This window comes from Aureimonas endophytica, assembly GCF_014642635.1.
Taxonomy (GTDB): Bacteria; Pseudomonadota; Alphaproteobacteria; order Rhizobiales; family Rhizobiaceae; genus Plantimonas; species Plantimonas endophytica.
Genome location: NZ_BMIQ01000008.1, coordinates 1 through 22,730 on the forward strand (window position 1 = coordinate 1; position 22,730 = coordinate 22,730).

Annotated in this window: 20 protein-coding genes and 1 pseudogene; 9 read left to right on the top strand and 12 right to left on the bottom strand. The window is 69.3% G+C overall.

Annotated elements, in window-relative coordinates; genetic code table 11:
- Nucleotides 1-75, bottom strand: a pseudogene (locus IEY14_RS20500) (electron transfer flavoprotein subunit beta/FixA family protein); the annotation flags it as partial.
- Between the two features lie 419 nt (nucleotides 76-494).
- On the opposite strand from IEY14_RS20500, the gene betC reads away from it, so the two are divergent.
- The gene (gene betC / locus IEY14_RS20505) at nucleotides 495-2,006 is read left to right on the top strand and encodes a choline-sulfatase (RefSeq protein WP_188911827.1); all 1,512 of its coding nucleotides are present in this window, start codon (nucleotides 495-497) and stop codon (nucleotides 2,004-2,006) included.
- A 3-nt stretch (nucleotides 2,007-2,009) separates the two neighbouring features.
- Here the strand turns inward: betC and IEY14_RS20510 are convergent, their stop codons facing one another.
- The 7 genes from IEY14_RS20510 to urtA all read right to left on the bottom strand — a co-directional run bounded on the left by IEY14_RS20510 (nucleotide 2,010) and on the right by urtA (nucleotide 9,016).
- Entirely contained in the window at nucleotides 2,010-2,465 is a 456-nt protein-coding gene (locus tag IEY14_RS20510; protein ID WP_188911829.1) for a Fur family transcriptional regulator, read from the bottom strand.
- A gap of 50 nt (nucleotides 2,466-2,515) precedes the next feature.
- Entirely contained in the window at nucleotides 2,516-3,211 is a 696-nt protein-coding gene (urtE, locus tag IEY14_RS20515; protein WP_188911831.1) for an urea ABC transporter ATP-binding subunit UrtE, read from the bottom strand.
- Nucleotides 3,212-3,221: 10 nt separating this feature from the next.
- The gene (locus IEY14_RS20520) at nucleotides 3,222-3,749 is read right to left on the bottom strand and encodes a hypothetical protein (protein ID WP_188911833.1); all 528 of its coding nucleotides are present in this window, start codon (nucleotides 3,747-3,749) and stop codon (nucleotides 3,222-3,224) included.
- Nucleotides 3,750-3,841: 92 nt separating this feature from the next.
- Complete coding sequence (gene urtD, locus IEY14_RS20525) at nucleotides 3,842-4,714, bottom strand: urea ABC transporter ATP-binding protein UrtD (RefSeq protein ID WP_188911851.1); 873 nt, start codon at nucleotides 4,712-4,714, stop codon at nucleotides 3,842-3,844.
- A 5-nt stretch (nucleotides 4,715-4,719) separates the two neighbouring features.
- The gene (urtC, locus tag IEY14_RS20530; RefSeq protein ID WP_188911853.1) at nucleotides 4,720-5,880 is read right to left on the bottom strand and encodes an urea ABC transporter permease subunit UrtC; all 1,161 of its coding nucleotides are present in this window, start codon (nucleotides 5,878-5,880) and stop codon (nucleotides 4,720-4,722) included.
- Nucleotides 5,877-7,505 (bottom strand): urea ABC transporter permease subunit UrtB, encoded by a 1,629-nt coding sequence (gene urtB / locus IEY14_RS20535; protein ID WP_188911855.1) that lies wholly within the window; start codon nucleotides 7,503-7,505, stop codon nucleotides 5,877-5,879. The genes urtC and urtB overlap by 4 nt, the downstream gene beginning before the upstream one ends.
- Before the next feature lie 221 nt (nucleotides 7,506-7,726).
- Nucleotides 7,727-9,016, bottom strand: coding sequence for an urea ABC transporter substrate-binding protein (urtA, locus tag IEY14_RS20540; protein WP_373289028.1), 1,290 nt, complete (start codon nucleotides 9,014-9,016; stop codon nucleotides 7,727-7,729).
- 364 nt (nucleotides 9,017-9,380) lie between these two features.
- On the opposite strand from urtA, the gene hpnA reads away from it, so the two are divergent.
- The 7 genes from hpnA to IEY14_RS20575 all read left to right on the top strand — a co-directional run bounded on the left by hpnA (nucleotide 9,381) and on the right by IEY14_RS20575 (nucleotide 17,351).
- Nucleotides 9,381-10,415, top strand: a complete 1,035-nt coding sequence (gene hpnA / locus IEY14_RS20545) for a hopanoid-associated sugar epimerase (protein ID WP_188912317.1) — start codon at nucleotides 9,381-9,383, stop codon at nucleotides 10,413-10,415.
- Nucleotides 10,412-11,575 carry a glycosyltransferase gene (locus IEY14_RS20550; protein ID WP_188911860.1) on the top strand — a complete coding sequence of 388 codons (1,164 nt, stop codon included), beginning with the start codon at nucleotides 10,412-10,414 and terminating at the stop codon, nucleotides 11,573-11,575. The genes hpnA and IEY14_RS20550 overlap by 4 nt, the downstream gene beginning before the upstream one ends.
- Nucleotides 11,572-12,453 (top strand): squalene synthase HpnC, encoded by an 882-nt coding sequence (gene hpnC / locus IEY14_RS20555; RefSeq protein ID WP_188911862.1) that lies wholly within the window; start codon nucleotides 11,572-11,574, stop codon nucleotides 12,451-12,453. Before IEY14_RS20550 ends, hpnC begins: the two co-directional genes overlap by 4 nt.
- Nucleotides 12,450-13,316: a presqualene diphosphate synthase HpnD gene (hpnD, locus tag IEY14_RS20560; protein ID WP_188911864.1), complete on the top strand. Its 867-nt coding sequence runs from the start codon at nucleotides 12,450-12,452 to the stop codon at nucleotides 13,314-13,316. The genes hpnC and hpnD overlap by 4 nt, the downstream gene beginning before the upstream one ends.
- Complete coding sequence (hpnE, locus tag IEY14_RS20565; protein WP_188911866.1) at nucleotides 13,316-14,596, top strand: hydroxysqualene dehydroxylase HpnE; 1,281 nt, start codon at nucleotides 13,316-13,318, stop codon at nucleotides 14,594-14,596. Before hpnD ends, hpnE begins: the two co-directional genes overlap by 1 nt.
- Nucleotides 14,593-16,593, top strand: coding sequence for a squalene--hopene cyclase (shc, locus tag IEY14_RS20570; RefSeq protein ID WP_188911868.1), 2,001 nt, complete (start codon nucleotides 14,593-14,595; stop codon nucleotides 16,591-16,593). The genes hpnE and shc overlap by 4 nt, the downstream gene beginning before the upstream one ends.
- A 77-nt stretch (nucleotides 16,594-16,670) precedes the next feature.
- A complete protein-coding gene (locus IEY14_RS20575; protein ID WP_188911870.1) occupies nucleotides 16,671-17,351 on the top strand; it encodes a phosphorylase family protein in 681 nt (226 codons plus the stop codon).
- Here IEY14_RS20575 and hpnH read toward each other — a convergent pair.
- Nucleotides 17,307-18,482, bottom strand: coding sequence for an adenosyl-hopene transferase HpnH (hpnH, locus tag IEY14_RS20580; RefSeq protein WP_188911871.1), 1,176 nt, complete (start codon nucleotides 18,480-18,482; stop codon nucleotides 17,307-17,309). The two genes, IEY14_RS20575 and hpnH, sit on opposite strands and share 45 nt — an antisense overlap.
- A gap of 186 nt (nucleotides 18,483-18,668) precedes the next feature.
- On the opposite strand from hpnH, the gene IEY14_RS20585 reads away from it, so the two are divergent.
- Complete coding sequence (locus IEY14_RS20585) at nucleotides 18,669-21,263, top strand: MMPL family transporter (protein ID WP_188911872.1); 2,595 nt, start codon at nucleotides 18,669-18,671, stop codon at nucleotides 21,261-21,263.
- Nucleotides 21,264-21,273: 10 nt separating this feature from the next.
- Here the strand turns inward: IEY14_RS20585 and IEY14_RS20590 are convergent, their stop codons facing one another.
- The 3 genes from IEY14_RS20590 to IEY14_RS20600 are packed head-to-tail and all read right to left on the bottom strand — an operon-like array spanning nucleotide 21,274 to nucleotide 22,616.
- Nucleotides 21,274-21,630 (bottom strand): DUF8776 family protein, encoded by a 357-nt coding sequence (locus IEY14_RS20590; protein ID WP_188911873.1) that lies wholly within the window; start codon nucleotides 21,628-21,630, stop codon nucleotides 21,274-21,276.
- A gap of 39 nt (nucleotides 21,631-21,669) precedes the next feature.
- The gene (locus IEY14_RS20595) at nucleotides 21,670-22,230 is read right to left on the bottom strand and encodes a chemotaxis protein CheD (protein ID WP_188911874.1); all 561 of its coding nucleotides are present in this window, start codon (nucleotides 22,228-22,230) and stop codon (nucleotides 21,670-21,672) included.
- Nucleotides 22,227-22,616 carry a response regulator gene (locus IEY14_RS20600; protein ID WP_188911875.1) on the bottom strand — a complete coding sequence of 130 codons (390 nt, stop codon included), beginning with the start codon at nucleotides 22,614-22,616 and terminating at the stop codon, nucleotides 22,227-22,229. Before IEY14_RS20600 ends, IEY14_RS20595 begins: the two co-directional genes overlap by 4 nt.
- Nucleotides 22,617-22,730 lie beyond the last annotated feature (114 nt).

Here is a 22,730-nt window from a genome sequence, read left to right on the forward strand (position 1 = left end):
GCCCGTGCCGTCCGGCTTCACCCGGATCTTCACGTTGTAGTCAACAACCCGCTTCACACAGACAAGGATCTTCATAGAGCACTCACCGATCATCTTGGGCGGGCGACGGCGCAGCCGCGGCTGGTCTCTGCCGCTTATCACCGCCTCCGGAAGGAGGCAAACGAACCGCATCGCCGGACAAGGGCCCCGCCTCCGCCCCTTCGGCCGCAGCGAGGCTAAGGTTCCGTCGCACCGCGTCCGATCCGTCCGCGACGGCAAGGAAGCATGGTGAAAGGTCCCCCGTCATCCTCTTTGCGACGGCGGCGAGGCTCGTCGCGCCGTCGAGGGCGGGGACACGCCCAAGGATGCCAAGTGCCGGCCGACCGGCCGCATCCCCGTGCCGCTGTCCGCTTTGCGCCATCGGCTGGCGCAGGCACGGTTGGCCTTCGGCGCGGGGATGCTTAAGCCTTGACGGCGCGGCCATATCGCGTCGCGCGCCCTTGAAGCGAAGCCCCATGCGCCGTCCGAACATCCTCGTCATCATGGTCGACCAGCTCAACGGGACGCTGTTCCCGGACGGGCCGGCCGATTTCCTGCACGCCCCGAACCTGAAGCGGCTCGCCGCGCGCTCGGCCCGGTTCCGCGACACCTATACGGCGAGCCCGCTCTGCGCCCCGGCGCGCGCCGCCTTCATGAGCGGCCAGCTGCCATCCCGCACCGGCGTCTACGACAATGCGGCGGAATTCGCCTCCGCCATTCCGACCTATGCGCATCACCTGCGCCGCGCCGGGTACCATACCGCTCTCTCCGGCAAGATGCATTTCGTCGGGCCGGACCAGCTGCACGGCTTCGAGGAGCGGCTGACGACCGATGTCTATCCCGCCGATTTCGGCTGGACGCCGGACTATGCCAAGCCCGGCGAGCGGATCGACTGGTGGTATCACAATCTCGGCTCGGTCACCGGGGCAGGCGTCGCCGAGATCACCAACCAGCTGGAATTCGACGACGAGGTGGCGCATTTCGCTGCTGCCAAGCTCTATGACCTGTCGCGGCGGCAGGACGACCGGCCCTTCTGCCTCACCGTCTCCTTCACCCATCCGCACGATCCTTACGTCGCGCGCCGCCGGTTCTGGGATCTCTACGCGGATTGTCCCGCCCTCCAGCCGGAGATCGGCCGCATTCCCGACGAGGAGCAGGACCGGCATTCGCGGCGCCTCATGCGCGCCTGCAACGACCAGGACTACGACATCACGCCCGACATGGTCGCCCGGTCGCGCCGCGCCTATTTCGCCAATATCTCCTATATCGACGAGAAGGTCGGCGAGCTTCTCGCCATTCTCGAAGCCACCCGCATGGCCGAGAACACGATCGTGCTCTTCACCTCCGACCACGGCGACATGCTCGGCGAGCGCGGCCTCTGGTTCAAGATGAACTTCTTCGAGGGCTCGGCCCGCGTGCCGCTGATGATCGCGGCGCCCGGCCTCGCGCCCGGGCTGGTGACGGCGCCGGTCTCGACGCTCGACATCCTGCCGACGCTGGCCTCGCTCGCCGGCATCGACCTTTCCGCCGTCGCGCCCTGGACGGACGGCCTGTCGCTTCTGCCGGTGGCGGAGGGCGCGGCGCGCGGTCCGGTGCCGATGGAATATGCGGCCGAGGGCTCGGAAGCGCCGATCGTGGCGCTGCGCGACGGACGCTTCAAGTACATCCGCTGCGACATCGACCCGCCGCTCCTCTTCGACCTCGAGGCCGATCCGCACGAATTGCGCAATCTCGCGGACGAGCCGGAACATGCCGCCACGGCGGCACGGCTCGACGCGGCCTCGCGCAGGCGCTGGGATCTCGACGCCTTCGACAGAGCGGTGCGCGCCAGCCAGGCGATGCGCCACGTCACCTACGAGGCGCTGCGCAACGGCGCCTACTACCCCTGGGACCACCAGCCGCTGCAAAAGGCCTCGGAGCGCTACATGCGCAACCACATGGACCTGAACATCCTGGAGGAGTCGCAGCGCTTCCCGCGCGGCGAATAGGCCTCAGTCGGCCCCGCCGGCGGCGGCGCACCGGGCGCAGACGCCCTTGATCTCCACCGTCGTCTTGGCGACGGCGAAGGCATTGTCGCGGGCCCAGCCGAAAAGGCGGGCACCGATCGCCTCGTCCGGGAATTCCGTCGCCGAGCCGCATTTCTCGCAGATGGCGAAGACGGTCGCCGTCGAGGCATGACAATGCGGATGGACGCAGGCGACGAAGGCGTTGAGGCTTTCGAGGCGATGCACCAGCCCCGCCTCGACCAGCTTGTCGAGCGCCCGATAGACCTGGAGCGGCGCCCGCAGCCCCTCGCCGCGCAGCTCGTCGAGGATCGAATAGGCGCCGAGCGGCGCATTCGCCTTGTCGAGGACGGACAGCACGAGCTGCTGGTTGCGCGTCAGCCCCGCTCCCGCGCCGGCATGGGAATGGTGGTGGTGGTCGGAATGGGACGGAGCCGATGCCATGGGCGATAGATGGCATTTCGGCCGGGCCCGCGCAAACCCTTCGCCGCGCATCAGACCGTCAGATGCCGGCGGACCTCCGGCCGGTCGAGATCCTCGGCGCCGCCGGCGAAGACCACCTCGCCCCGATCCAGGATATAGACGCGATCTGCGAGCTCGCGGCAAAAGTCGAGATATTGCTCGACGAGCAGGATCGCGAGCCCGGCCTCGTCCTTCAGATAGCGGATCGCCCGGCCGATATCCTTGATGATCGAGGGCTGGATGCCCTCCGTCGGCTCGTCCAGCACCAGAAGGCGGGGCCGGGTGACGAGCGCCCGCCCGATGGCGAGCTGCTGCTGCTGGCCGCCGGACAGATCGCCGCCGCGCCGGCCAAGCATCGACTTCAGCACCGGGAAGAGTTCGAAGACATGCGGCGGAATCGTCTTCTCGGCGCGCTTCAGCGGCGCGAAGCCGGTCTGGAGATTCTCTTTCACGGTGAGAAGCGGAAAGATCTCGCGCCCCTGCGGCACGAAGCCGATGCCACGCCGAGCCCGCGCATAGGGCGCCTCGCGCCCGAGCACCTCGCCGCTCAAGGCGATCGAGCCGCCGCGGATCGGCTGCTGGCCGACGACGGCGCGCATCAGGCTCGTCTTGCCGGTGCCGTTGCGGCCGAGGACGCAGGTGATCTCCCCGGCCTTCGCCTCCAGCGACACGCCGCGCAGGGCCTGGGCGGCGCCGTAGAAGAGATCGACATTGGAGACGGTCAGCATCGGCTCTCCTTCAACGGGGCTCTTGGCTCGTTCGGTCGGGCAGAAGCGCGCGCTCCATGCGGCGCAGCACCCTCGCCTGCGGCTCGGTTCGGACGAGCGACGCCGCCATGTCGACCAGTTGGGCGCGTTCGGACGGGTCGAGGCACTGCCGGAAAAGCGGCATCAGGCGGCGGAACACCGGGTCCACACCGCCCGCCTCGCGATTCGCCCAGTGGGCGAAGGCGAGAACTTCGTCCGGCCGTTCCTCGCCGGTGACGTCCCGAAGCCAGCGTTTGATCGTAGCCGCGTCGTCGGGGGTCATCGGCTGTCCGGCCTCGACGAACGCGACCAGCATCACACCCGCGCCAAGGCGTGGATCGTCGATGCCGGCCAGCGTCGCCGCCTCGACCTTCCGGCGGAATCGACCGCGCCGGAGACGGCCGCGCAGGCGCAACGCCGCCTCGCCGATGTCCGACGCGAGAAGGCCGACCGCCCGCATCCGCCAGTACCAGACGGCCACTCCGCCGAGGATGCCGATCAGAATGGCCAGGATATGCATCGGGATTCGTGCCTCGCGCCTCCGAAACCGGAGATTGCACGAGGATAGAGCCGATATTTCATTGGCTGGCAACGGATCTTGCATCGGCTCTGTCACCGCCCGAGATAGACTTCGACGACCTTCGGATCGGCGCTGACGGCGTCGAGCGGTCCTTCGGCGAGAACGGCGCCCTCATGGAGGCAGGTGACCTTCACGCCGAGCTCACGCACGAAATGCATGTCGTGCTCGACGACGACGACCGAGCGCGTCCGGGCGATGTCGCGCAGGAGCCGCGCGGTTTCTTCCGTCTCGGCATCCGTCATGCCGGCGACCGGCTCGTCGACGAGAAGGAGTTGCGGATCCTGCGCCAGCAGCATGCCGATTTCCAGCCATTGCTTCTGGCCATGGCTGAGATCGGCGGCGGCACTTGCGCGTTTGGGGCCGAGCCGGGTCAGTTCCAGGATCTCGCCGAGCCGCGCCCGGTCCGCCGCGCTTTCGCGATGAAGCAGCGTGGCGAAGACGCCGCGCCGCCCGGCCAGCGCCAGGCGCAGATTGTCCTCGACGCTGTGATTCTCGAAGACGGTCGGCTTCTGGAACTTGCGGCCGATGCCCATGGCGGCGATCTCGGCCTCGTCATGGCGGGTGAGATCCGTCTCGCCGTCGAAGAAGATCTCGCCGGCATCGGGCCGGGTCTTGCCGGTGATGATGTCCATCATCGTCGTCTTGCCGGCGCCGTTCGGGCCGATGATCGCCCGCATCTCGCCCTTGGCGAGCACGAGGCTGAGGCCGTTGATCGCCTTGAAGCCGTCGAAGCTCTTCGAGACGGCGTTGAGATACAGCAGCGTGTCGCGGCGGGGCGCGGTGGCGCCGGCCCGCGCCGCCTCGCGTTCGGCGAGCAGCGTCGCATAGGGATGCGGCGAGACGCGCGGCCGCGCCAGGCTCTCGTCGGCACCCGTCACGGGCACCGGGTTGAAGGGGTCCCGCATCGCCGTCACTCCGCCGGGCTGCCGAGCGTCGCCGGCCCGGCCGGGCCGATGCCCTTTTCCGCCGCGCGCGAGCGGCGCCGGTCGCGCAGCGCCTGCCAGCCACCGTCCAGCGTGCCGACGATGCCCTTCGGCAGGAACAGGGTCGTCAGGATGAACAGCGCGCCGAGGACGAAGAGCCAGTATTCCGGCGCGGCGGCGGTGAAGAAGCTCTTGCCGGAATTGACCACCAGCGCCCCGAGGATCGGGCCGAGCAGCGTGCCGCGCCCGCCGACTGCCGTCCAGACCACGATCTCGATCGAATTGACCGGCGCGAACTCCCCGGGATTGATGATGCCGACCTGCGGCACGTAGAGCGCCCCCGCGAGGCCCGCCATCATGGCCGAGAGGGTGAAGGCGAAGAGCTTCACATGTTCCGCGCGCCAGCCGAGGAAGCGCGTGCGGCTTTCGGCGTCGCGCACCGCGACCATCAGCTTGCCGAGCTTGGAGCGCGTCACCGCGCCCGCGACGAGCGTGCCGAGGGCGAGCGCGGCGCAGCTCGCGACGAAGAGGCCGAGACGGGTCGAGCCGGCGGCGATCGGCTGGCCGAGAATGTCCTTGAAGTCGGTGAGGCCGTTATTGCCGCCGAAGCCCATGTCGTTCTGGAAGAAGGCGAGCAGGAGCGCGTAGGTCATGGCCTGCGTGATGATCGAGAGATAGACGCCGGTGACGCGGCTGCGGAAGGCGAAATAGCCGAAGACGAAGGCCAGCAGCCCGGGCACGAGGAGCACCATCGACGCGGCGAACCAGAAATGGTCGAAGCCCTGCCAGAACCAGGGCAGTTCCTTCCAGTTCAGGAACACCATGAAGTCCGGCAGGACCGGATTGGCATAAACGCCGCGCGGGCCGATCTGACGCATCAGATACATGCCCATCGCATAGCCGCCGAGCGCGAAGAAGGCGCCATGGCCGAGGCTGAGGATGCCGACATAGCCCCAGACGAGATCGAGGCTGAGGGCAAGCAGCGCATAGGTGAGGTACTTGCCGAGCAGCGGCACGGCATAGTCGGGAATGTGCAGCGGATGGTCGGGATCGAGGCCCGCATTGGCGAGGGGCACGAGCACCGCCGCGACGACGAGCGCCGCGACGACCCACCAGACCCGCGCGCCGAGGAACTTGGCGAGGATCATGCGTCCACGAACCTTCCCTTCTGAGCGAAGAGGCCGCGCGGCCGCTTCTGGATGAACAGGATGATGAGGACGAGGACGACGATCTTGCCGAGAACGGCGCCGGCGAAGGGCTCCAGGACCTTGTTCAGGATGCCGAGGCTCATCGCGCCGACCAGCGTGCCCCAGAGATTGCCGACCCCGCCGAAGACGACGACCATGAAACTGTCGATGATGTAGCCCTGGCCGAGATCCGGCGAGACATTGTCGATCTGGCTGAGCGCCACGCCGGCGACGCCGGCGATCCCCGAGCCCAGGGCGAAGGTCATCGCGTCGATCCAGGGCGTGCGGATGCCCATGGCGGAGGCCATGCGCCGGTTCTGCGTCACGGCCCGCATCTTGAGGCCGAGCGAGGTGCGGTTCAGCGCGAAGAGCAGCGCGGTGAAGACGGCGAGCGCGAAGAGGATGATCCAGAGCCGGTTCCAGGTCACCGACATGAGGCCGAGATCGAAGGCGCCGGACATCCAGGACGGATTGCCGACCTCTCGGTTCGTCGGCCCGAACAGCGTGCGCACGCCCTGCTGGAGGATCAGGGAGACGCCATAGGTGGCGAGCAGCGTTTCGAGCGGGCGGCCGTAGAGGAAGCGGATCAGGCCGCGCTCGATGACGAGGCCCGCGAAACCCGCGACGAGAAAGGCGAGCGGCAGCGCGATGGCGAGCGACCAGTCGAACAGCCAGGGCGCATGGGCACGGATCGCCTCCTGCACCATGAAGGTCGTATAGGCGCCGAGCATCACCATCTCGCCATGCGCCATGTTGATGACGCCCATCACGCCGAAGGTGATGGCGAGGCCGATCGCGGCGAGGAGCAGCACGGAGCCGAGCGACAGTCCGTACCAGACGTTCTGCGCATAGGACCAGAAGCGCAGCACCTGTTCAATCGAGGCGGCCGCCGCCTTGGCCGCGCCGGCGAGCGCCGCGTCGGGCGCCGAGGCCGACGGGCCGAGCGCGGCGAGCGCCGCCCGGTCGCCGCGCGCCGCGACGAGCTTCACCGCCTCCAGCTTCTCGGCCACCGGCCGATCGGACTTCAGGATCGCGGCGGCGCGCGCCTCGCTAAGGCGCGACCGGATGGCGGGGTCCGTTTCCTTGGCGAGAGCGGCGTCGAGGAATTCGATCTGGTCCGGGGTCGCGCTGGAAAAGAGCCCGGTCGCGGCATCCAGCCGCTTCTTCGGATCGGGCGAGCCGAGCGTCAGGCCGCCGAGCGCGTCCGTCACGGTCTTGCGGATGGAATTCTTGATCTTGACCTTCTCCAGCGCGCCCTTCGCCTCCTGGCCGACCGGCTCGGCGGTGAGCGGATCGAAGGTCTGGAGCGTCGCCCCGCCGCCGCGCGCGATCAGCACGGCCTGATCGGACTTGCGATAATAGAGTTCGCCGTCGGCCAGGGCCCGCAAGGCATTCGCGACCGCCGGCTCGCCGGTCGCGGCGAGCGCCCTCACCGTCGCCTCCGTCTCCTCGAAGCTCTTCTTGCCGGCGAAACCGGCGACGAGGGCTTTGGGGTCGGGGGACTGGGCGAAAGCGGACGGGACGGCAAGCAGGGCGAGAAGGACAAGGAGGGCGGCCGCGAAGCGACGGAACCGGATTCTCGTCATCGGAAAGCTTTCGAAAAAGGCAGCAGCGCTCCCGAAAAGCGGGCGCCACCAGCGGAACTGCGTCCTTCTCCCGAGTCGGGAGAAGGTGCCGGCAGGCGGATGAGGGAGCCGTAGCGTGCCGACGGCGGCGCCCTACGCTTCCCTCACCCGACCCTTCGGGCCACCCTCTCCCGGCTCGGGAGAGGGAGGGGCGCCTCGTTCGGCGCCGTTGCGACAAGGTGTCAGTTCGACGTTGCCGCCTTCTCGCCGGCGCCGCCGCACTTGCCGGTCTCGGTGTTGAAGTTGCCGCAGTTCATGGGCTTGCGCCAATCGGCGATCAGCGGCTTCGATTCCGGCAGATAGTCCGACCACTCGTCGCCGAGGACGAGGCCGGGCGTCTCGTAGACGGTCTGGAACTGGCCGTCTTCCTGGATCTCGCCGATCAGCACCGGCTTGGTGATGTGATGGTTGGCGCCCATCGAGGAATAGCCGCCGGAGAGATTGGGCACCGCGACGCCGACCATCGCGTCGATGACCTTATCGGGATCGGTGGTGCCGGCCTTCTCGACCGCCTTCACCCACATGTTGAAGCCGATGTAATGGGCCTCCATCGGGTCGTTGGTCACGCGCTTGTCGTTCTTGATGAAGGCGTGCCACTTCTCGATGAAGTCCTTGTTCTCGGGCGTGTCGACCGACTCGAAATAGTTCCAGGCCGCGAGATGGCCGACGAGCGGCTTCGTGTCGATGCCGGCCAGTTCCTCCTCGCCGACCGAGAAGGCCATGACGGGAGTGTTCTCGGCCGAGATGCCCTGATTGGCGAGTTCCTTGTAGAAGGGCACGTTGGCATCGCCGTTAACGGTCGAGACCACGGCGGTCTTCTTGCCGGAGGCGCCGAATTCCTTGATCGCCGAAACCTCGGTCTGCCAGTCGGAGAAGCCGAAGGGCGTGTAGTTCACCTTGATGTCCTCGGCGGCGACGCCCTTGGACTTCAGATAGGCTTCGAGGATCTTGTTGGTGGTGCGCGGATAGACGTAGTCGGTGCCTTCCAGCACCCAGCGCTGCACGCCTTCGCCCATCAGATAGTCGACGGCGGGAATCGCCTGCTGGTTCGGCGCGGCGCCGGTATAGAAGACGTTGCGCTCCGACTCCTCGCCCTCGTACTGGACGGGATAGAAGAGGATCGAGTTCAGCTCCTTGAAGACCGGCAGCACGGACTTGCGCGACACGCTCGTCCAGCAGCCGAACACGGCCGCCACCTTGTCCTGCGCGATCAGGCCACGCGCCTTCTCGGCGAAGAGCGGCCAGTCGGAGGCCGGATCGACGACGACCGGCTCCAGCTTCTTGCCGAGCAGACCGCCCTTCTTGTTCTGCTCGTCGATGAGCATCAGCATGGCGTCCTTCAGGGTCGTCTCCGAGATCGCCATCGTGCCGGACAGCGAGTGGAGAATGCCGACCTTGATCGTCTCGCCATCCTGCGCGGCGGCGGCTCCCAGCGAGCCGGCCAGCATCGCCGCGCCGAGCGCGGCGCTCATCCAGGTCTTCATCGTCCTCATGCCCCACCTCCATATGCGAGAACCCGACCCCCGGGCGCTCGGCACAGGCTCTGCAATCCCCGTGCCAAGCGCCTCGCCCCAGGCCGCGATGGGGCTCGGATCGCGCGACGCCTCGCCGATCGGGCGGATCTGCCTAAATCCCGCTCGCGGTCTTCATGAGTTGTTCATAATTTCGGCACGCCAACGCCATAATGTGATCAGTGGAACCCAAAGCCGTCGCTTGGCGGGCCAAGCAATTGTGCAATCGGCGCTTTCGGGCGCATGCTAAGCGGCGTGACGAGCTTTCGGCGGCAGCGCCGGCAGGGCTCCCGCCCGTGACGCAAAGGATGGAATGCCCGACGGCATGCTCGAAAGCCCCCTTCTCGCGAAGCCCACCGATTCCGAGCTTGGGCCGGTGCTGGTGACGGGTGCCAGCGGCTTTCTCGGTTCGGCGCTGGTGCGGCGGTTTCGCGCCGCCGGCTATCCGGTGCGGGCGCTGGTGCGCGGCGGGAGCCCGCGCACCAATCTCGACCTGCCCGATCTCGAACTTGCGACCGGCGATCTCGGCGATCCGGCCTCGCTGCGCCGGGCGCTCGCCGGCATGCGCTATCTCGTGCACGCGGCGGCCGACTATCGGCTCTGGGCGCGCGATGCGGGCGAGCTCGACCGCACCAATGTCGACGGCACGCGGCGGCTGATGCAGGCGGCGCGCGAGGCGGGCACCGAACGCATCGTCTATACGAGCAGCGTCGCGGTGCTCGCGCCGCCGCGCGAGGCGGGGCGGCGCTCCAGCGAGAGCGACGGGCTCCTTCCCGACCAGGCGATCGGCGCCTATAAACGCAGCAAGGTCCTGGCCGAGGCGGTGGTGCGCGATTTCGCGGCGGAGGGCCTCCCCGTCGTCATCGTCAATCCCTCGACGCCGATCGGCCCGCGCGACGTGAAGCCGACGCCGACCGGCCGCGTCATCGTCGAGGCCGCCTCCGGGCGGATGCCGGCCTTCGTCGATACCGGCCTCAACCTCGCCCATGTCGACGATGTCGCGGACGGCCATCTCCTCGCCCTCCGGCACGGGCGGATCGGCGAGCGCTATATTCTCGGCGGCGAGGACGTGATGCTTTCGGCCATGCTGGCGGAGATCGCCCGCCAGCTGGGGCGCCGCCCGCCGAAGATCCGCCTGCCGGTCGGCGCCGTCATGCCGCTCGCCGCCGTCGCGGAGGGCATGGCGCGCGTCACCGGGCGGGCGCCCTTCGTCAGCTTCGACGCCCTGCGCATGGCGCGCTACCGCATGTTCTTCGACGATGCGAAGGCGCGGCGCGAGCTCGGCTATCGCAGCCGGCCCTATCAGGCGGCGATCGGCGACGCGCTCGCCTGGTTCCGGCAGGCAGGGATGATCGCATGACGATCCTCGCCGGTCTCGCCCTCCTCGCCTGGCTCGTGCTCCTCTTCGGCCGGGGCGCCTTCTGGCGCCTGGGGCCGGACATGCTGGGGCAGAGCATCGCGCCGGAGGGGCCGGCACCCTCGATCCTCGCCGTCGTTCCGGCGCGCGACGAGGCGGAGGTCATCGCCCGCACCCTGCCCTCGCTCCTCGCGCAGACCTATGCCGGGCGCTTCCACGTGCTTCTCGTCGACGACGGCAGCGAGGACGGCACCGCCGCGATCGCCCGGCGCGCCGCGGCGGCAAGCGGCCATGCCGAGCGCCTCACCGTTCTCGCCGCCCGGCCCCTGCCGGCGGGCTGGACCGGCAAGCTCGCCGCGATGGCGGAAGGGCTGGCCTGGGCGCGAATCCAGGCCGAGACGCCGGATCTCGTCCTCTTCACCGATGCCGACATCGCCTATGGGCCGGGCACGCTCGCGCGGCTCGCCGGCGAGGCGGCGGCGCGCGGCACCGTCCTCGCCTCGCTGATGGTGAAGCTGAAGGCGACGAGCCCGGCCGAACGCCTGCTCGTGCCGGCCTTCGTCTTCTTCTTCCGCATGCTCTACCCTTTCGCCTGGGTGCGCGATCCGAAGCGACGTTGCGCGGCCGCCGCCGGCGGCTCGATGCTGGTCGATCGCCGCGCCCTGGAGGCGGCCGGCGGCCTCGCCGCGATTCGCGGCGCCCTCATCGACGACTGCGCCCTCGGCGCGCTGATGAAGCGGCAGGGCCCGGTCTGGCTCGGCCTGACGGACGAGGTTCGGAGCCTGCGCGACTATCCGCGCGTCGCGGACATCCGGCGCATGGTGGCGCGCTCCGCCTATACGGAACTGCGCCATTCGCCGCTTCGCCTCGTCCTCGCGCTCGCCGGCCTCGGCCTCGTCTTCCTCGTGCCGCCGCTTGCGGCGCTCTTCGGCCATGGCGCGGCGCGCCTTTTCGGCCTTCTCGCCTTCGTCGGCATGAACCTCGCCTTCCTGCCGATGGTCCGGTTCTATCGCGCGCCCTGGTGGACAGCGCCCGCGCTGCCTGCGATTGCTGCGGCCTATGCGCTCTTCACGCTCGATTCGGCGCTCCAGCATTGGCGCGGCCGTGGCGGGGCCTGGAAGGGACGGTTGCAGGCGGTGCCGGGAAAGACGGCTGGAACATGACGGTCGCGGCGAAGAAGGCCTTTTCCAAGACGCATCGCGGCGAGAACTTTCCCGTGGCCTCGCGCCTCGTCGCCGCGCGCCACCGGCCGGCGATCCTCGCCTTCTACCGCTTCGCCCGCGCCGCCGACGACATCGCCGACGATCCGGCGATGGAGCCGGACGAGAAGCTGCGCCAGCTCGACGCGATGGAGGCGACGCTGTTCGGCGAGGCCGACCTGCCCCATGCCGTGCCGCTGCGCCAGATCCTCGCCGAACGTCACTTCTCCGCCCGCCACCCCTGCGATCTCCTTGCCGCCTTCCGGCGGGACGTGACGAAGACGCGCTATCGCGACTGGGACGATCTGATGGATTATTGCAGCGTTTCGGCGATGCCGGTCGGGCGCTTCGTGCTCGACGTGCATGGCGAGCGCCAGTCGACCTGGGAGGCCTCGGACGCGCTCTGCGCCGCGCTGCAGGTGATCAACCATCTCCAGGACTGCGCGAAGGATCATCGCGAACTGGACCGGGTCTATCTGCCGCTCGACACCTTGCAAGCCCATGGCGCGAAGGTCGAGGATCTCGCCCGGCCCAAGGCGACGAGCGAACTGCGCCAGACGATCGCGGCGCTCGCCGAGGCGACGGCGGCGCTTCTGACGATCAGCGCGCCGCTCGCCCGCGACGTGCGCGACCGCCGGCTGGGGCTGGAGATCGCGGCGATCCAGCGACTGGCGGAAGTGCTGGTCGCCCGCCTGCGCGAGCGCGACCCGCTCGGCGAGCGCGTCCATCTCGGCAAGGCCGAGGCGGCCATGGTCTCGGTGCGCGCGATGCTGGCGGCCTATGCCGATTCCCGCGATCTCGAAAAGGCCCGCCGGCGCCGGCGGGCGGGGCCGAAGCCATGAGTCTCGGCGCGATCCGCAACGAGAGCTTCGCCGGCGAGGAGGAGCCGCGCGCGGAAGACCTGCCGCCGGTCTCCAGCTCCTTCTATCTCGGCCTGCGCATCCTGCCGCGCGAGCAGCGCCTCGCCATGTACGCGGTCTACGCCTTCTGCCGTGCCGTGGACGACGTCGCCGACACGCCAGGGCCGGCGGAGGAGCGGCTGCGCCGGCTGGAGGGCTGGAGGGCTGCGATCGGCGAGCTCTATGCCGGCGAGGCGCCGCGCCCTTCCCTGGCGGCGCTGGCCGGGGCGATCCGGCGGTTCCGGCTGGCGCGCGCGGATTTCGACGCGATCATCGCCGGCATGGCGATGGATGTGCGCGGCGAGACGGAACGGCCCGACGAGGCGGCGCTCGACCTCTATTGCGACCGGGTCGCCAGCGCGCCGGGCCGCCTGTCGGTCCGCGTCTTCGGTCTGGAGGAGGCGCCGGGCCTCGCCCTCGCCCACCATCTCGGCCGCGCGCTGCAACTCACCAATATCCTGCGCGACGTGGACGAGGATGCGGAGATGGGCCGGCTCTACCTGCCGCGGGAACTCCTCGCCGAAGCGGGTCTTGGCGCCCTCGCCCTGCCCGACCTCCTCGCCGATCCGCGCCTGACGCAGCCCTGCGCCATTCTCGCCGAGCGGGGCCGCCGGCATTTCGCCGAGGCGCGGGCGATCATGGACGGCGTGCCGCGCGACAGGGTGCGCGCTCCGCGCCTGATGGCGGCCGCCTATGCGCCGCTGCTCGAACGGCTCGCAGCGCGCGGCTGGGCGCCGCCGCGCCAGCGCATCGCCAAGCGCAAGCGCGACCTGATGGGCGCGGTGCTGAGATTCGGCCTTCTCTGATGGCCGGCCGCGTCCATATCGTCGGCGCCGGGCTCGCCGGGCTCGCCGCCGCCGAAACCTTGCTCGCCGCCGGCCATCGGCCCTCGGTCTACGAGGCCGCCCCGCAGGCGGGCGGGCGCTGCCGCTCCTATCACGACGCGGCGCTCGGCCTCACCATCGACAACGGCAACCATCTGCTTCTGTCCGGCAACCATGCCGCGCTCGACTATGTGGCGCGGATCGGCGGATCGGCGGCGCTGCATGTCGAGCCCGAATGCGCCTTTCCCTTCATGGATCTGGCGAGCGGCGAGCGCTGGGTGCTGCGCCCGAATGCCGGCCGCCTGCCGCGCTGGATCTTCGATCCGCGCCGGCGGGTGCCGGGGAGCCGCGCCGGCGACTATCTCGCGCCGCTGCGCCTGTTCCTCGCTGGCCCCCGCCGCCGGCTCGGCGCGGTGATGGCGACGGAAGGGCCGGTCTACGACCGGCTCTGGCGCCCGCTGCTGCTTGCCGCCCTCAACACCGACCCGGCCGAGGCTTCGGCGCGCCTCGCCGCCAATCTGATGCGCGAGACGCTGGCGCTCGGCGGCGAGGCCTGCCGGCCGGTGATCGCCCGGAACGGCCTCGGCGCCGCCCTGGTCGATCCGGCCGTCGATCTCCTGGAGCGCCGCGACGCGCCGGTGCGCTTCGGCGCGGCTCTGCGCGCGCTCCGCTTCGAGGCCGGGCGCGTCGCCGGACTCGGCTTCGCGACGGGCGAGGTTCCGCTCGCCCAGGAGGATACGGTGATCCTCGCCCTGCCGCCCGGCATCGCGGCCTCGCTCCTCCCCGGCCTCACGGTGCCGCTGGAGCATCGCGCCATCGTCAACGCGCATTTCCGCACCGCCCCGCCGGCCGGGATGCCGGCGCTGATCGGCCTCGTCCACTCCCTCAGCGAATGGATCTTCGCCTTTCCCGACCGCCTGTCGGTGACGATCAGCGGCGCCGACCATCTGCTCGACCGCCCGCGCGAGGCGCTCGCCGCCGAGATCTGGCGCGAGGTGGCGCATGTCGCCGGCCTGCCGGCCGAGCCGATGCCGCCCTGGCAGATCATCCGCGAGAAGCGCGCCACCTTCCGCGCGACGCCGGAACAGGTGGCGCGGCGGCCGAACACGGACACGGCCCATCCGAACCTCTTCCTCGCCGGCGACTGGACGCAGACCGGACTTCCCGCCACCATCGAAGGCGCGATCCGCTCCGGGCGCAAGGCGGCGAGCCACGCCCTGCGCCGGCTGGAACGCGGCGCCGACAACCGCATGGCCGCATGACCGACGACTTTCTTTCCGACGACGCCTCCCTCGCCCCCTTCGCCGAAGCGGAGGCCGCACCGCCGCCTTCGCCGGTGACGCTGGAGGACCGCATCGCCCGCGCCACCGCCGGCCTCCTCAAGCTTCAGAAGCCGGACGGCCATTTCTGCTTCGAGCTCGAGGCGGACGCGACGATCCCCTCCGAATATGTGCTCCTTCTGCACTGGCTCGGCGAGGAGAACCGCGCGCTGGAGGCGAAGATCGGCGTCTATCTCCGGCGCATCCAGGGCAGCCATGGCGGCTGGCCGCTCTTCGCCGAGGGCGCTTTCGACATGAGCGCCAGCGTGAAGGCCTATTTCGCGCTGAAGATGATCGGCGATCCGATCGACGCGCCGCATATGCGCCGGGCGCGCGAGGCGATCCTTCAGCGCGGCGGGGCGGCTCATGCCAATGTCTTCACCCGCATCCTTCTGGCGCTCTATGGCGAGATCCCCTGGCGCGGCGTGCCGGTCATGCCGGTGGAGATCATGGCGCTGCCGCGCTGGTTCCCCTTCCATCTCTCCAAGGTCTCCTACTGGGCGCGCACCGTGCTCGTCCCGCTCCTCGTGCTCCAGGCGCTGAAGCCGAAGGCGGCCAATCCGCGCGGCACGGGCATCGCCGAACTCTTCGTCGCCCCGCCGGACGAGGTGCGGTCCTGGCCGAAGGGGCCGCACCAGGTGGCGCCCTGGTCGCAGATCTTCGGCGGCATCGACCGCGTGCTGCAACGCGCCGAGCCGCGCTTTCCGAAGGCCGCCCGCCGACGCGCGATCGCGCGCGCCGTCGCCTTCGTCGACCAGCGCCTGAACGGTGCCTCCGGTCTCGGCGCGATCTATCCGGCCATGGCCAATGCGGTGATGATGTACGAGGCGCTCGGCGTGCCGCGCGACGATCCGCGCGTCGTCACGGCGCGCGCCGCGATCGAGGGTCTCCTGGTCATCGGGGAAACCGAGGCCTATTGCCAGCCCTGCCTCTCACCCGTCTGGGACACGGCGCTCGCCGCCCATGCCCTGATCGAGGCGGGCGGCGCGGCGAGCGACCGCGCCAAGGCCGGGCTCGACTGGCTGCGCCCGCTCCAGGTGCTCGACCATAAGGGCGACTGGGCCGAAACGCGGCCGGATGTGCGGCCCGGCGGCTGGGCCTTCCAATATGCCAATCCCGACTATCCCGATCTCGACGACACCGCCGTCGTCGCCATGGCGATGGACCGTCTGGCGCGCCAGGGCTGGGCCGGCGCCGAGTTCGAGGAGGCGGTGGCGCGCGGCGCGGAATGGGTCGGCGGGTTGCAGAGCCGCAACGGCGGCTATGCCGCCTTCGATGCCGACAACACGCATCACCACCTGAACTACATCCCCTTCGCCGATCACGGCGCGCTGCTCGACCCGCCGACCGCCGACGTCTCCGCCCGCTGCATCTCGATGTTCGCGCAGCTCGGCGAGACCCCTGCGACGAGCCCACGCCTGAAGGCGGCCGTCGACTATCTCCTGAAGGAACAAGAAGCCGATGGCAGCTGGTTCGGCCGCTGGGGCACGAACTATGTCTACGGCACCTGGTCGGCGCTCTGCGCCCTCAACGCCGCCGGCTTCGCGCCTGAGGAACCGGCCCTCGCGAAGGCGGCGGACTGGCTCACCGGCATCCAGAATCCCGATGGCGGCTGGGGCGAGGATGGCGACAGCTATCGCATGGATTATCAAGGCTATGTCGCCGCGCCTTCAACCGCTTCGCAAACCGCCTGGGCCTTGCTCGGCCTGATGGCCGCCGGACGGGTCGACCATCCGGCCGTGGCGCGCGGCATCGACTATCTGGCGCGCGCGCAGGGCGCGGACGGGCTCTGGGACGAGACGCGCTTCACCGCCGTCGGCTTTCCGCGCGTCTTCTATCTGCGCTATCATGGCTATTCGAAATTCTTCCCGCTCTGGGCCATGGCGCGCTTCCGCAACCTGCAACAGAGCAACAGCCGGCGCGTCGCGGTGGGGATGTGAGACCGGGCCCCTCCGCTGCGCGGACGCATCGGCCGAAGGCGTCTCCACTCCTTGCGCGAAGCACCCGCCATACCGCGATGACGCCTTCGCACAACCAGGGCCCCGTTCTCGTCGTCAGCGGCCTCGCCGCCGAAGCGCGGATCGTCGCGGGACCCGGCGTCATCGCCATCGCCGCGCCGCCCTCCGCCTTGCCGGCGAAGCTCGCCGTCTTGACGGAGCCTCCGGCGGTGGTGGTCAGCTTCGGTCTTGCCGGCGGGCTTCACCCCGGTCTGACGCCGGGCATGGTGGTGGTTCCCGATCGCATCACAGCGGGCGACCAAACCTGGGACACCACTTCCACGATCACGCGCAAACTGTTGGAAAAGCTGGAGAACGCCGCCATTCCAATCTTTGGTGGGCTGATGGCCTGCCGGGATGCGCCGGTCCTGACCGCCGCCGCCAAGTCGGCACTTCATCGGGAGACGGGAGCCGTCGCCGTCGATACCGAATCGCAGATCGCCGCAGCCTATGCGGCCGAGCGCGGCCTGCCTTTCATCGTCTTGCGCGCCATCTGCGACACGGCGGAAGCCGATCTGCCGCCGCTCGCCATCCGCGCGGTCGCTGCGGATGGCCGGCTCGACTGGCCGGCGATCGGCGAGGAGCTGATCCACCGGCCGGGCCAGCTCTTGCAGCTTCCCGGCACGGCGCTCGCGACGTTGCGGGCGATGCGGGCTCTAGGCCGCGTCCGCCGCTGCCTTGGCCCGCGCCTCGGGCTTTGAGGCGGTCTCGGCCGTCTTCGCCGCGCGCATCTCGGACAGCTTCATCTGCACATTGCGGGAAAAGACGAATTCCGCCTGACGCTGCTTGTCGAGCGGGATCTCGGCCGCCATCGGCCCGTCCGTGCGGATGCCGGCAAGCGCCACCTTCGCCGCCTTCCAGGGCCGGCGGAAGGCGTCTTCCACGGCCGTCGCCTCGAAGCCGCTATGGACCATGCAGTCGGCGCATTTCTCGTAATTGCCAGTGCCGTAGGCGTCCCAGTCGGTCTCCTCCATCAGCTCCTTGAAGGTCGCCGCATAGCCTTCGCCGAGAAGGTAGCAGGGCTTCTGCCAGCCGAAGACCGTGCGCGTCGGATTGCCCCAGGGCGTGCAGTGATAGGTCTGGTTTCCGGCAAGGAAATCAAGGAAGAGCGAGGACTGGTTGAAGCTCCACTTCTTGCCGCCGTCGCCCCGGCGGAAGACGTCGCGGAAGATCTCCTTCGTCTTCGTCCGGTTGAGGAAATGCTGCTGGTCGGGCGCGCGCTCATAGGCATAGCCGGGCGAGACGGTGATGCCGTCGAGGCCGAGCGCCATGGCCTCGTCGAAGAAATTCGCGATCCGCTCGGGATCGGCATTGTTGAAGAAGGTCGCGTTGATCGTGACGCGGAAGCCCTTCTCCTTGGCGAGGCGGATCGCCGCCACCGCCTTGTCGTAGATCCCCTCCCGGCAGACGGAGGAATCGTGCATCTCCTTGTCGCCGTCGAGATGGATAGACCAGGTGAAATAAGGGTTCGGCTGGTAGGCGTCGATCTTCTTCTCGAGAAGGATCGCATTGGTGCAGACGATGGTCGTCTTCCGCCGCCGCACGAGTTCGGCCACGACCTGCGGCAGTTCCTTGTGGATCAGCGGCTCGCCGCCGGCGATCACCACCACCGGCGCGCCGCATTCCTCAGCGGCGCCGATGCAGTCCTCGTAGGAGAGGCGCTTGTTCAGGATCTCGTCGGGATAGTCGATCTTGCCGCAGCCGGCGCAGGCGAGATTGCAGCGGAAGAGAGGCTCCAGCATCAGGACGAGCGGGTAGCGCTTGCGGCCCGCCAGATGCTGACGAAGGATATAGCTGCCGACGGCGGCCGCCTGACGAAGGGGAATGGACAAGGATCGCTCACCGAACCGGGATGCTGCGCCGCCATAATGAGCGCAGGCGGCAGCGGTGCCAAGGTCCCCCCGGACGCGAAAGCGTGAAAGCCGATGGCCGGGCAAGCGTTGATCCGGCCTGCGGCGGCTTGTAGGGACGGCGCGACGCGCCCGCCGAAAGCGGCGCCCGAGCCATCGAGGTGTTCAGTGATCGAAGCGGCCGTCGCGCGGAGCATCCGCCATCCCTGGCTGGTGATCGTCCTCGCCCTCATCGCGACGGGCGTGGCCGCCTGGTGGACCGCGACGCGCTTCGCCATCAACACCGACACGACGCGCCTCATCGCCTCGGACCTGCCCTATCGCCAGGACGAGATCGCCTTCGCCAAGGCCTTTCCGCAGACGCAGGACCTCGTCGTCGCGGTTCTCGACGGGCCGACGCCGGAGACCACCGACCGGGCGAGCATGAAACTCGCCGAGGCGCTGCGCGGCCGGCCGGACATGTTCGGCGATGTCGCGCGCCCCGACGCGACGCCCTTCCTGGCGCGGAACGGCCTGCTCCTCCAGCCGCTCGACGCGGTGCGCAAGGCGGCGGGCGAATTGACCGTGCAGGCGCCGCTCCTCGTCGCCCTCGCCCGCGATCCCTCGCTGCGCGGCCTCGCCGACGCGCTGACCGGCCTGCTCCAGGGCGCGGCGCGCCAGCCGGACGCCTTCCGCAATGCCGGCCCGCAATTCGAGGCCTTCTCGCGCAGCCTGCGCGAGGCGATAAACGGACGCAGCGAGCCGATCTCCTGGCGCGATCTCCTCTCGGCGGAACCCGATCCGGGCGCCCGCCGGGCGATCGTCCTGCTGAAGCCGGTGCTCGACTACAAGTCGCTAGAGCCGGGCGGCGCGGCGATCCGCCTCCTGCGCCAGCTCGCGGCCGAGACGGGCGTCCTCGCCGAAGGCGTGACGCTACGCCTCACCGGCCCGGTGCCGCTGGCCGACCAGGAATTCGCGACGGTGGCGGAAAATGCCGGGCTGAACCTGTCGCTGACGCTCGCCGCCGTCGCGCTGATCCTCTTCGCGGCGCTCCGCTCGGGCCGGCTGATCGCGGCGGTGCTCATCACGCTTCTCGCCGGCCTCGTCGTCACCTCCGGCATCGGCCTCGCGCTGGTCGGCGAGCTCAATCTCATCTCCGTCGCCTTCGCCGTCCTCTTCATCGGCCTCGGCGTCGATTTCGGCATCCAGGTCGCGGTGCGCTATCGCGCCGAACGCTTCGGCATCGACCATATTCCGGAAGCGCTGCTGCGCGCCGCGCGCGGCGTGCGCCTGTCGCTGACGCTTGCCGCCGTGTCGCTGCTCGCCGGTTTCTTCTCGTTCCTGCCGACCGAATTCAGCGGCGTCTCCGAACTCGGCCTCATCGCCGGCATCGGCATGATCGTCGCCTTCGTCGCCAATCTGACGCTGCTGCCCGCCCTCATCGCCGTGATGGGCACGCGGCCGGAGCGGGAGGCGATCGAGACCGCCTCGCTCGCCGAGATCGACCACTGGATCGCCCGCCATCGCCGTCTGGTGATCGTGCTGACGGGTCTCCTCGTTCTCGCCGGCCTGCCCTTCCTTCTGACGCTGCCCTTCGATTCCAATCCGATGAACCTGCGCAGCCAGAGCGTCGAATCGGTTTCGACCTTCATCGACCTGTCGAAGACGCCGCGAACCGCGCCGAACAAGCTCGACATCCTCGTGCCCTCGGAGGCCGATATTCCGGCGGTCAGCGCGAAGCTCGCGGCCCTGCCGGAAGTCGCCGGCACGGTCAGCCTCGCGACATTCGTTCCGAGCGAGCAGGAGGCGAAGCTCGCCGCGATCGGCGCGGCGCGGGCGGCGCTGGCGCCGGCCTTCGGCGCGCCTCTGCCGCCCCCAAGCGACACCGAGACGATCGTCGCGCTCCGCCGCGCCGCCGGCTCGCTGCGGCAGGCAGCGGCGCTGTCGCAATCGGCCGGGGCGCTCGGCCAGGTGCTGGAGCGCCTCGCCGATGCGGGCCCCGAGGTGCGCGAGTGGGCGAGCCAGGCGGTCTTCGCCAATTTCCCGGCCCTGATGCAGGCGATCGGCGCGGCCGTTTCCGCCGAACCGGTGACGCGCGCCAGCCTGCCGCCGGATCTCGTCGCCGACTGGATCGCGCCGGACGGACGGGCCCGCATTCAGGTCTCGCCCGCCGGCAATTCCAACGACAATGCGGTGATCGCCCGCTTCGCCGACGCGGTGCGCAGCGTCGCGCCGAACGCGACGGGTGCGCCGATCGGCATCATCGAGGGCGGCCATACGATCGTGCGCGCCTTCGCCGAGGCCGGGCTCTATGCCCTGGTGGTGATCACCATCATCCTCTGGGTGGCGCTGCGGCGCTTTCTCGACGTGGTGCTGGCGCTCGGGCCGCTCGTCCTCGCCGGCATCCTGACGCTGGAAGCCGCGAGCCTCGTCGGCCTGCCGCTGAACTTCGCCAATATCATCGCCCTGCCCCTGATGTTCGGGGTCGGCGTCGCCTTCCACATCTACTATCTGATCGCCTGGCGGGCGGGCATCACCGACGTCCTGGCCTCCAGCCTGACGCGGGCGATCTTCTTCTCGGCGCTGACGACGGGCGTCGCCTTCGGCAGCCTCTATGCGTCGAGCCATCCAGGCACGTCGAGCATGGGCGAGTTGCTCGCCATCTCGCTCGTCTTCACGCTGCTCGCCGCCTTCATCGTCGTACCGGCCTTCCTCGGGCCGCCGCCCCCGGTCGATCCGAAGGCGGCGGCAAGACTCGGCTACGGCACGAGCCGCAAGGGCTGAGGCTGGCCCTTCAGAGCATCTCCAACTCGCCGGCCCGGACCTTCGGCCCGGTATCGGTCGAGCCGTCGTCGCCGGAAAGCCGGCTGCGCAGATCCGAAAGGCGGATGGACTGCAAGGGTCCGTCCATGTCGAGCGGCAGGTCGCCCGGCGTCCATTCGGCCATCAGCATCAGGAACTGCGCCAGTTCCGCCAGATGCTGCTGGACGAAGTCGATATCCTGCGCGGCGGTGATCAGGTCGTCGTCGCTCGCCTGCCGCTTGCCGCTCGCATCGGGCAGGAAACGGTGCATCTCATCGACCCGGAGGGCGAGTTCGTCGCATTCGGCGGACAGGACGGAGAGCAGTCTCACCACTGTTCCAACGGCCATGATGGGGTCCTTCGTGTTCAGCCGGTGGCAAGCTTCGGATCAGAAGAGTTCGAGATCGCCGCCCGCCGGCATCGGCGCGGGGCGGAAGGCGGGCGCGGGCGCCACGGGACGGCGCGGCGCGGCGACGGTCTTCTCCATCAGGATCTGCCGCGCCCGGCCGCTATGCGGCCAGTATTCGATGCGCCGCCCCTGGTCGCCGCCGAGATCGCCGCCGACATAGGCGATGCCTTCCATCTCGAGGAAGCGCTTGGCGAAGGCGCCGTTCTTGGCGCCGATATCCGACAGGCCGTCGACGGTGCGGGCGCCGCCGAACAGCTTGGCCTCCAGCGCGTGCCGGCGCGCGCCCTTCTTCAGAAGGCCGTTCACCAGGAGCTCCATCAGATAGAGGCCATAGGATTCCGACTGCGTCTGCGCCCCGGCATTCATGTCGCCGGGCAGGAGGAAATGGTTCATGCCGCCGACGCCGGCGCCGGGATCGCGAATGCAGGCCGCGACGCAGGAGCCGAGAAGCGTGGTCATCACCACGTCCGGGTCGGTATCGACCTTCGCCTCCCCCTGGATGATGTGGACGCGCCGCCAGTTTCCGGGTGTACGGGTCATGCCAATCGCCCGACGACCGCTTCGATCGTCTTCTGGAGGACGGGAACGGTGATGGGTTTCACCAGGAAGTTGTTGACGCCGAGGGCGGCGGCCTTCTGGACGAGCTCCTTGTTGCCGCGGCCCGAGAGGATGATGAAGGGCACCTTCTTGGTGGGCGCGTAGGAGCGGATGGCCTGGAGGAGCTGGAGGCCGTCGAGTTTCGGCATGTTGAAGTCGGAGATGACGATGTGGCAGGGCGAGGCCATCATCGATTTCAGGGCCTGCTCGCCGTCTTCGGCGGTGACGATGTTGCGGATGCCGAGCTGGTCGAGGGCGTCGCGGATCAGCATGCGGCTGGTGCGCTGATCGTCGACGATCATGACCTTCAATTGTGCCCTGAGGCTCATGGCCTGCTGTCCTTTCAGATGATCCCCTGATCGCCGGCATTCGATACCTGGCTAGTATCATAATGCCCAACCTGCCAACGGATCGTTGACGAACGGGTAAAAGCGACGGAAAAC

Bases quoted from the DNA above. Each gene is read 5' to 3' on its own strand.
- betC (WP_188911827.1), top strand. From the start codon at position 495: ATGCGCCGTCCGAACATCCTCGTCATCATGGTCGACCAGCTCAACGGG.
- IEY14_RS20510 (WP_188911829.1), bottom strand. From the start codon at position 2,465: ATGGCATCGGCTCCGTCCCATTCCGACCACCACCACCATTCCCATGCC.
- urtE (WP_188911831.1), bottom strand. From the start codon at position 3,211: ATGCTGACCGTCTCCAATGTCGATCTCTTCTACGGCGCCGCCCAGGCC.
- IEY14_RS20520 (WP_188911833.1), bottom strand. From the start codon at position 3,749: ATGCATATCCTGGCCATTCTGATCGGCATCCTCGGCGGAGTGGCCGTC.
- urtD (WP_188911851.1), bottom strand. From the start codon at position 4,714: ATGCGGGACCCCTTCAACCCGGTGCCCGTGACGGGTGCCGACGAGAGC.
- urtC (WP_188911853.1), bottom strand. From the start codon at position 5,880: ATGATCCTCGCCAAGTTCCTCGGCGCGCGGGTCTGGTGGGTCGTCGCG.
- urtB (WP_188911855.1), bottom strand. From the start codon at position 7,505: ATGACGAGAATCCGGTTCCGTCGCTTCGCGGCCGCCCTCCTTGTCCTT.
- urtA (WP_373289028.1), bottom strand. From the start codon at position 9,016: ATGAGCGCCGCGCTCGGCGCGGCGATGCTGGCCGGCTCGCTGGGAGCC.
- hpnA (WP_188912317.1), top strand. From the start codon at position 9,381: ATGCTCGAAAGCCCCCTTCTCGCGAAGCCCACCGATTCCGAGCTTGGG.
- IEY14_RS20550 (WP_188911860.1), top strand. From the start codon at position 10,412: ATGACGATCCTCGCCGGTCTCGCCCTCCTCGCCTGGCTCGTGCTCCTC.
- hpnC (WP_188911862.1), top strand. From the start codon at position 11,572: ATGACGGTCGCGGCGAAGAAGGCCTTTTCCAAGACGCATCGCGGCGAG.
- hpnD (WP_188911864.1), top strand. From the start codon at position 12,450: ATGAGTCTCGGCGCGATCCGCAACGAGAGCTTCGCCGGCGAGGAGGAG.
- hpnE (WP_188911866.1), top strand. From the start codon at position 13,316: ATGGCCGGCCGCGTCCATATCGTCGGCGCCGGGCTCGCCGGGCTCGCC.
- shc (WP_188911868.1), top strand. From the start codon at position 14,593: ATGACCGACGACTTTCTTTCCGACGACGCCTCCCTCGCCCCCTTCGCC.
- IEY14_RS20575 (WP_188911870.1), top strand. From the start codon at position 16,671: ATGACGCCTTCGCACAACCAGGGCCCCGTTCTCGTCGTCAGCGGCCTC.
- IEY14_RS20590 (WP_188911873.1), bottom strand. From the start codon at position 21,630: ATGGCCGTTGGAACAGTGGTGAGACTGCTCTCCGTCCTGTCCGCCGAA.
- IEY14_RS20595 (WP_188911874.1), bottom strand. From the start codon at position 22,230: ATGACCCGTACACCCGGAAACTGGCGGCGCGTCCACATCATCCAGGGG.
- IEY14_RS20600 (WP_188911875.1), bottom strand. From the start codon at position 22,616: ATGAGCCTCAGGGCACAATTGAAGGTCATGATCGTCGACGATCAGCGC.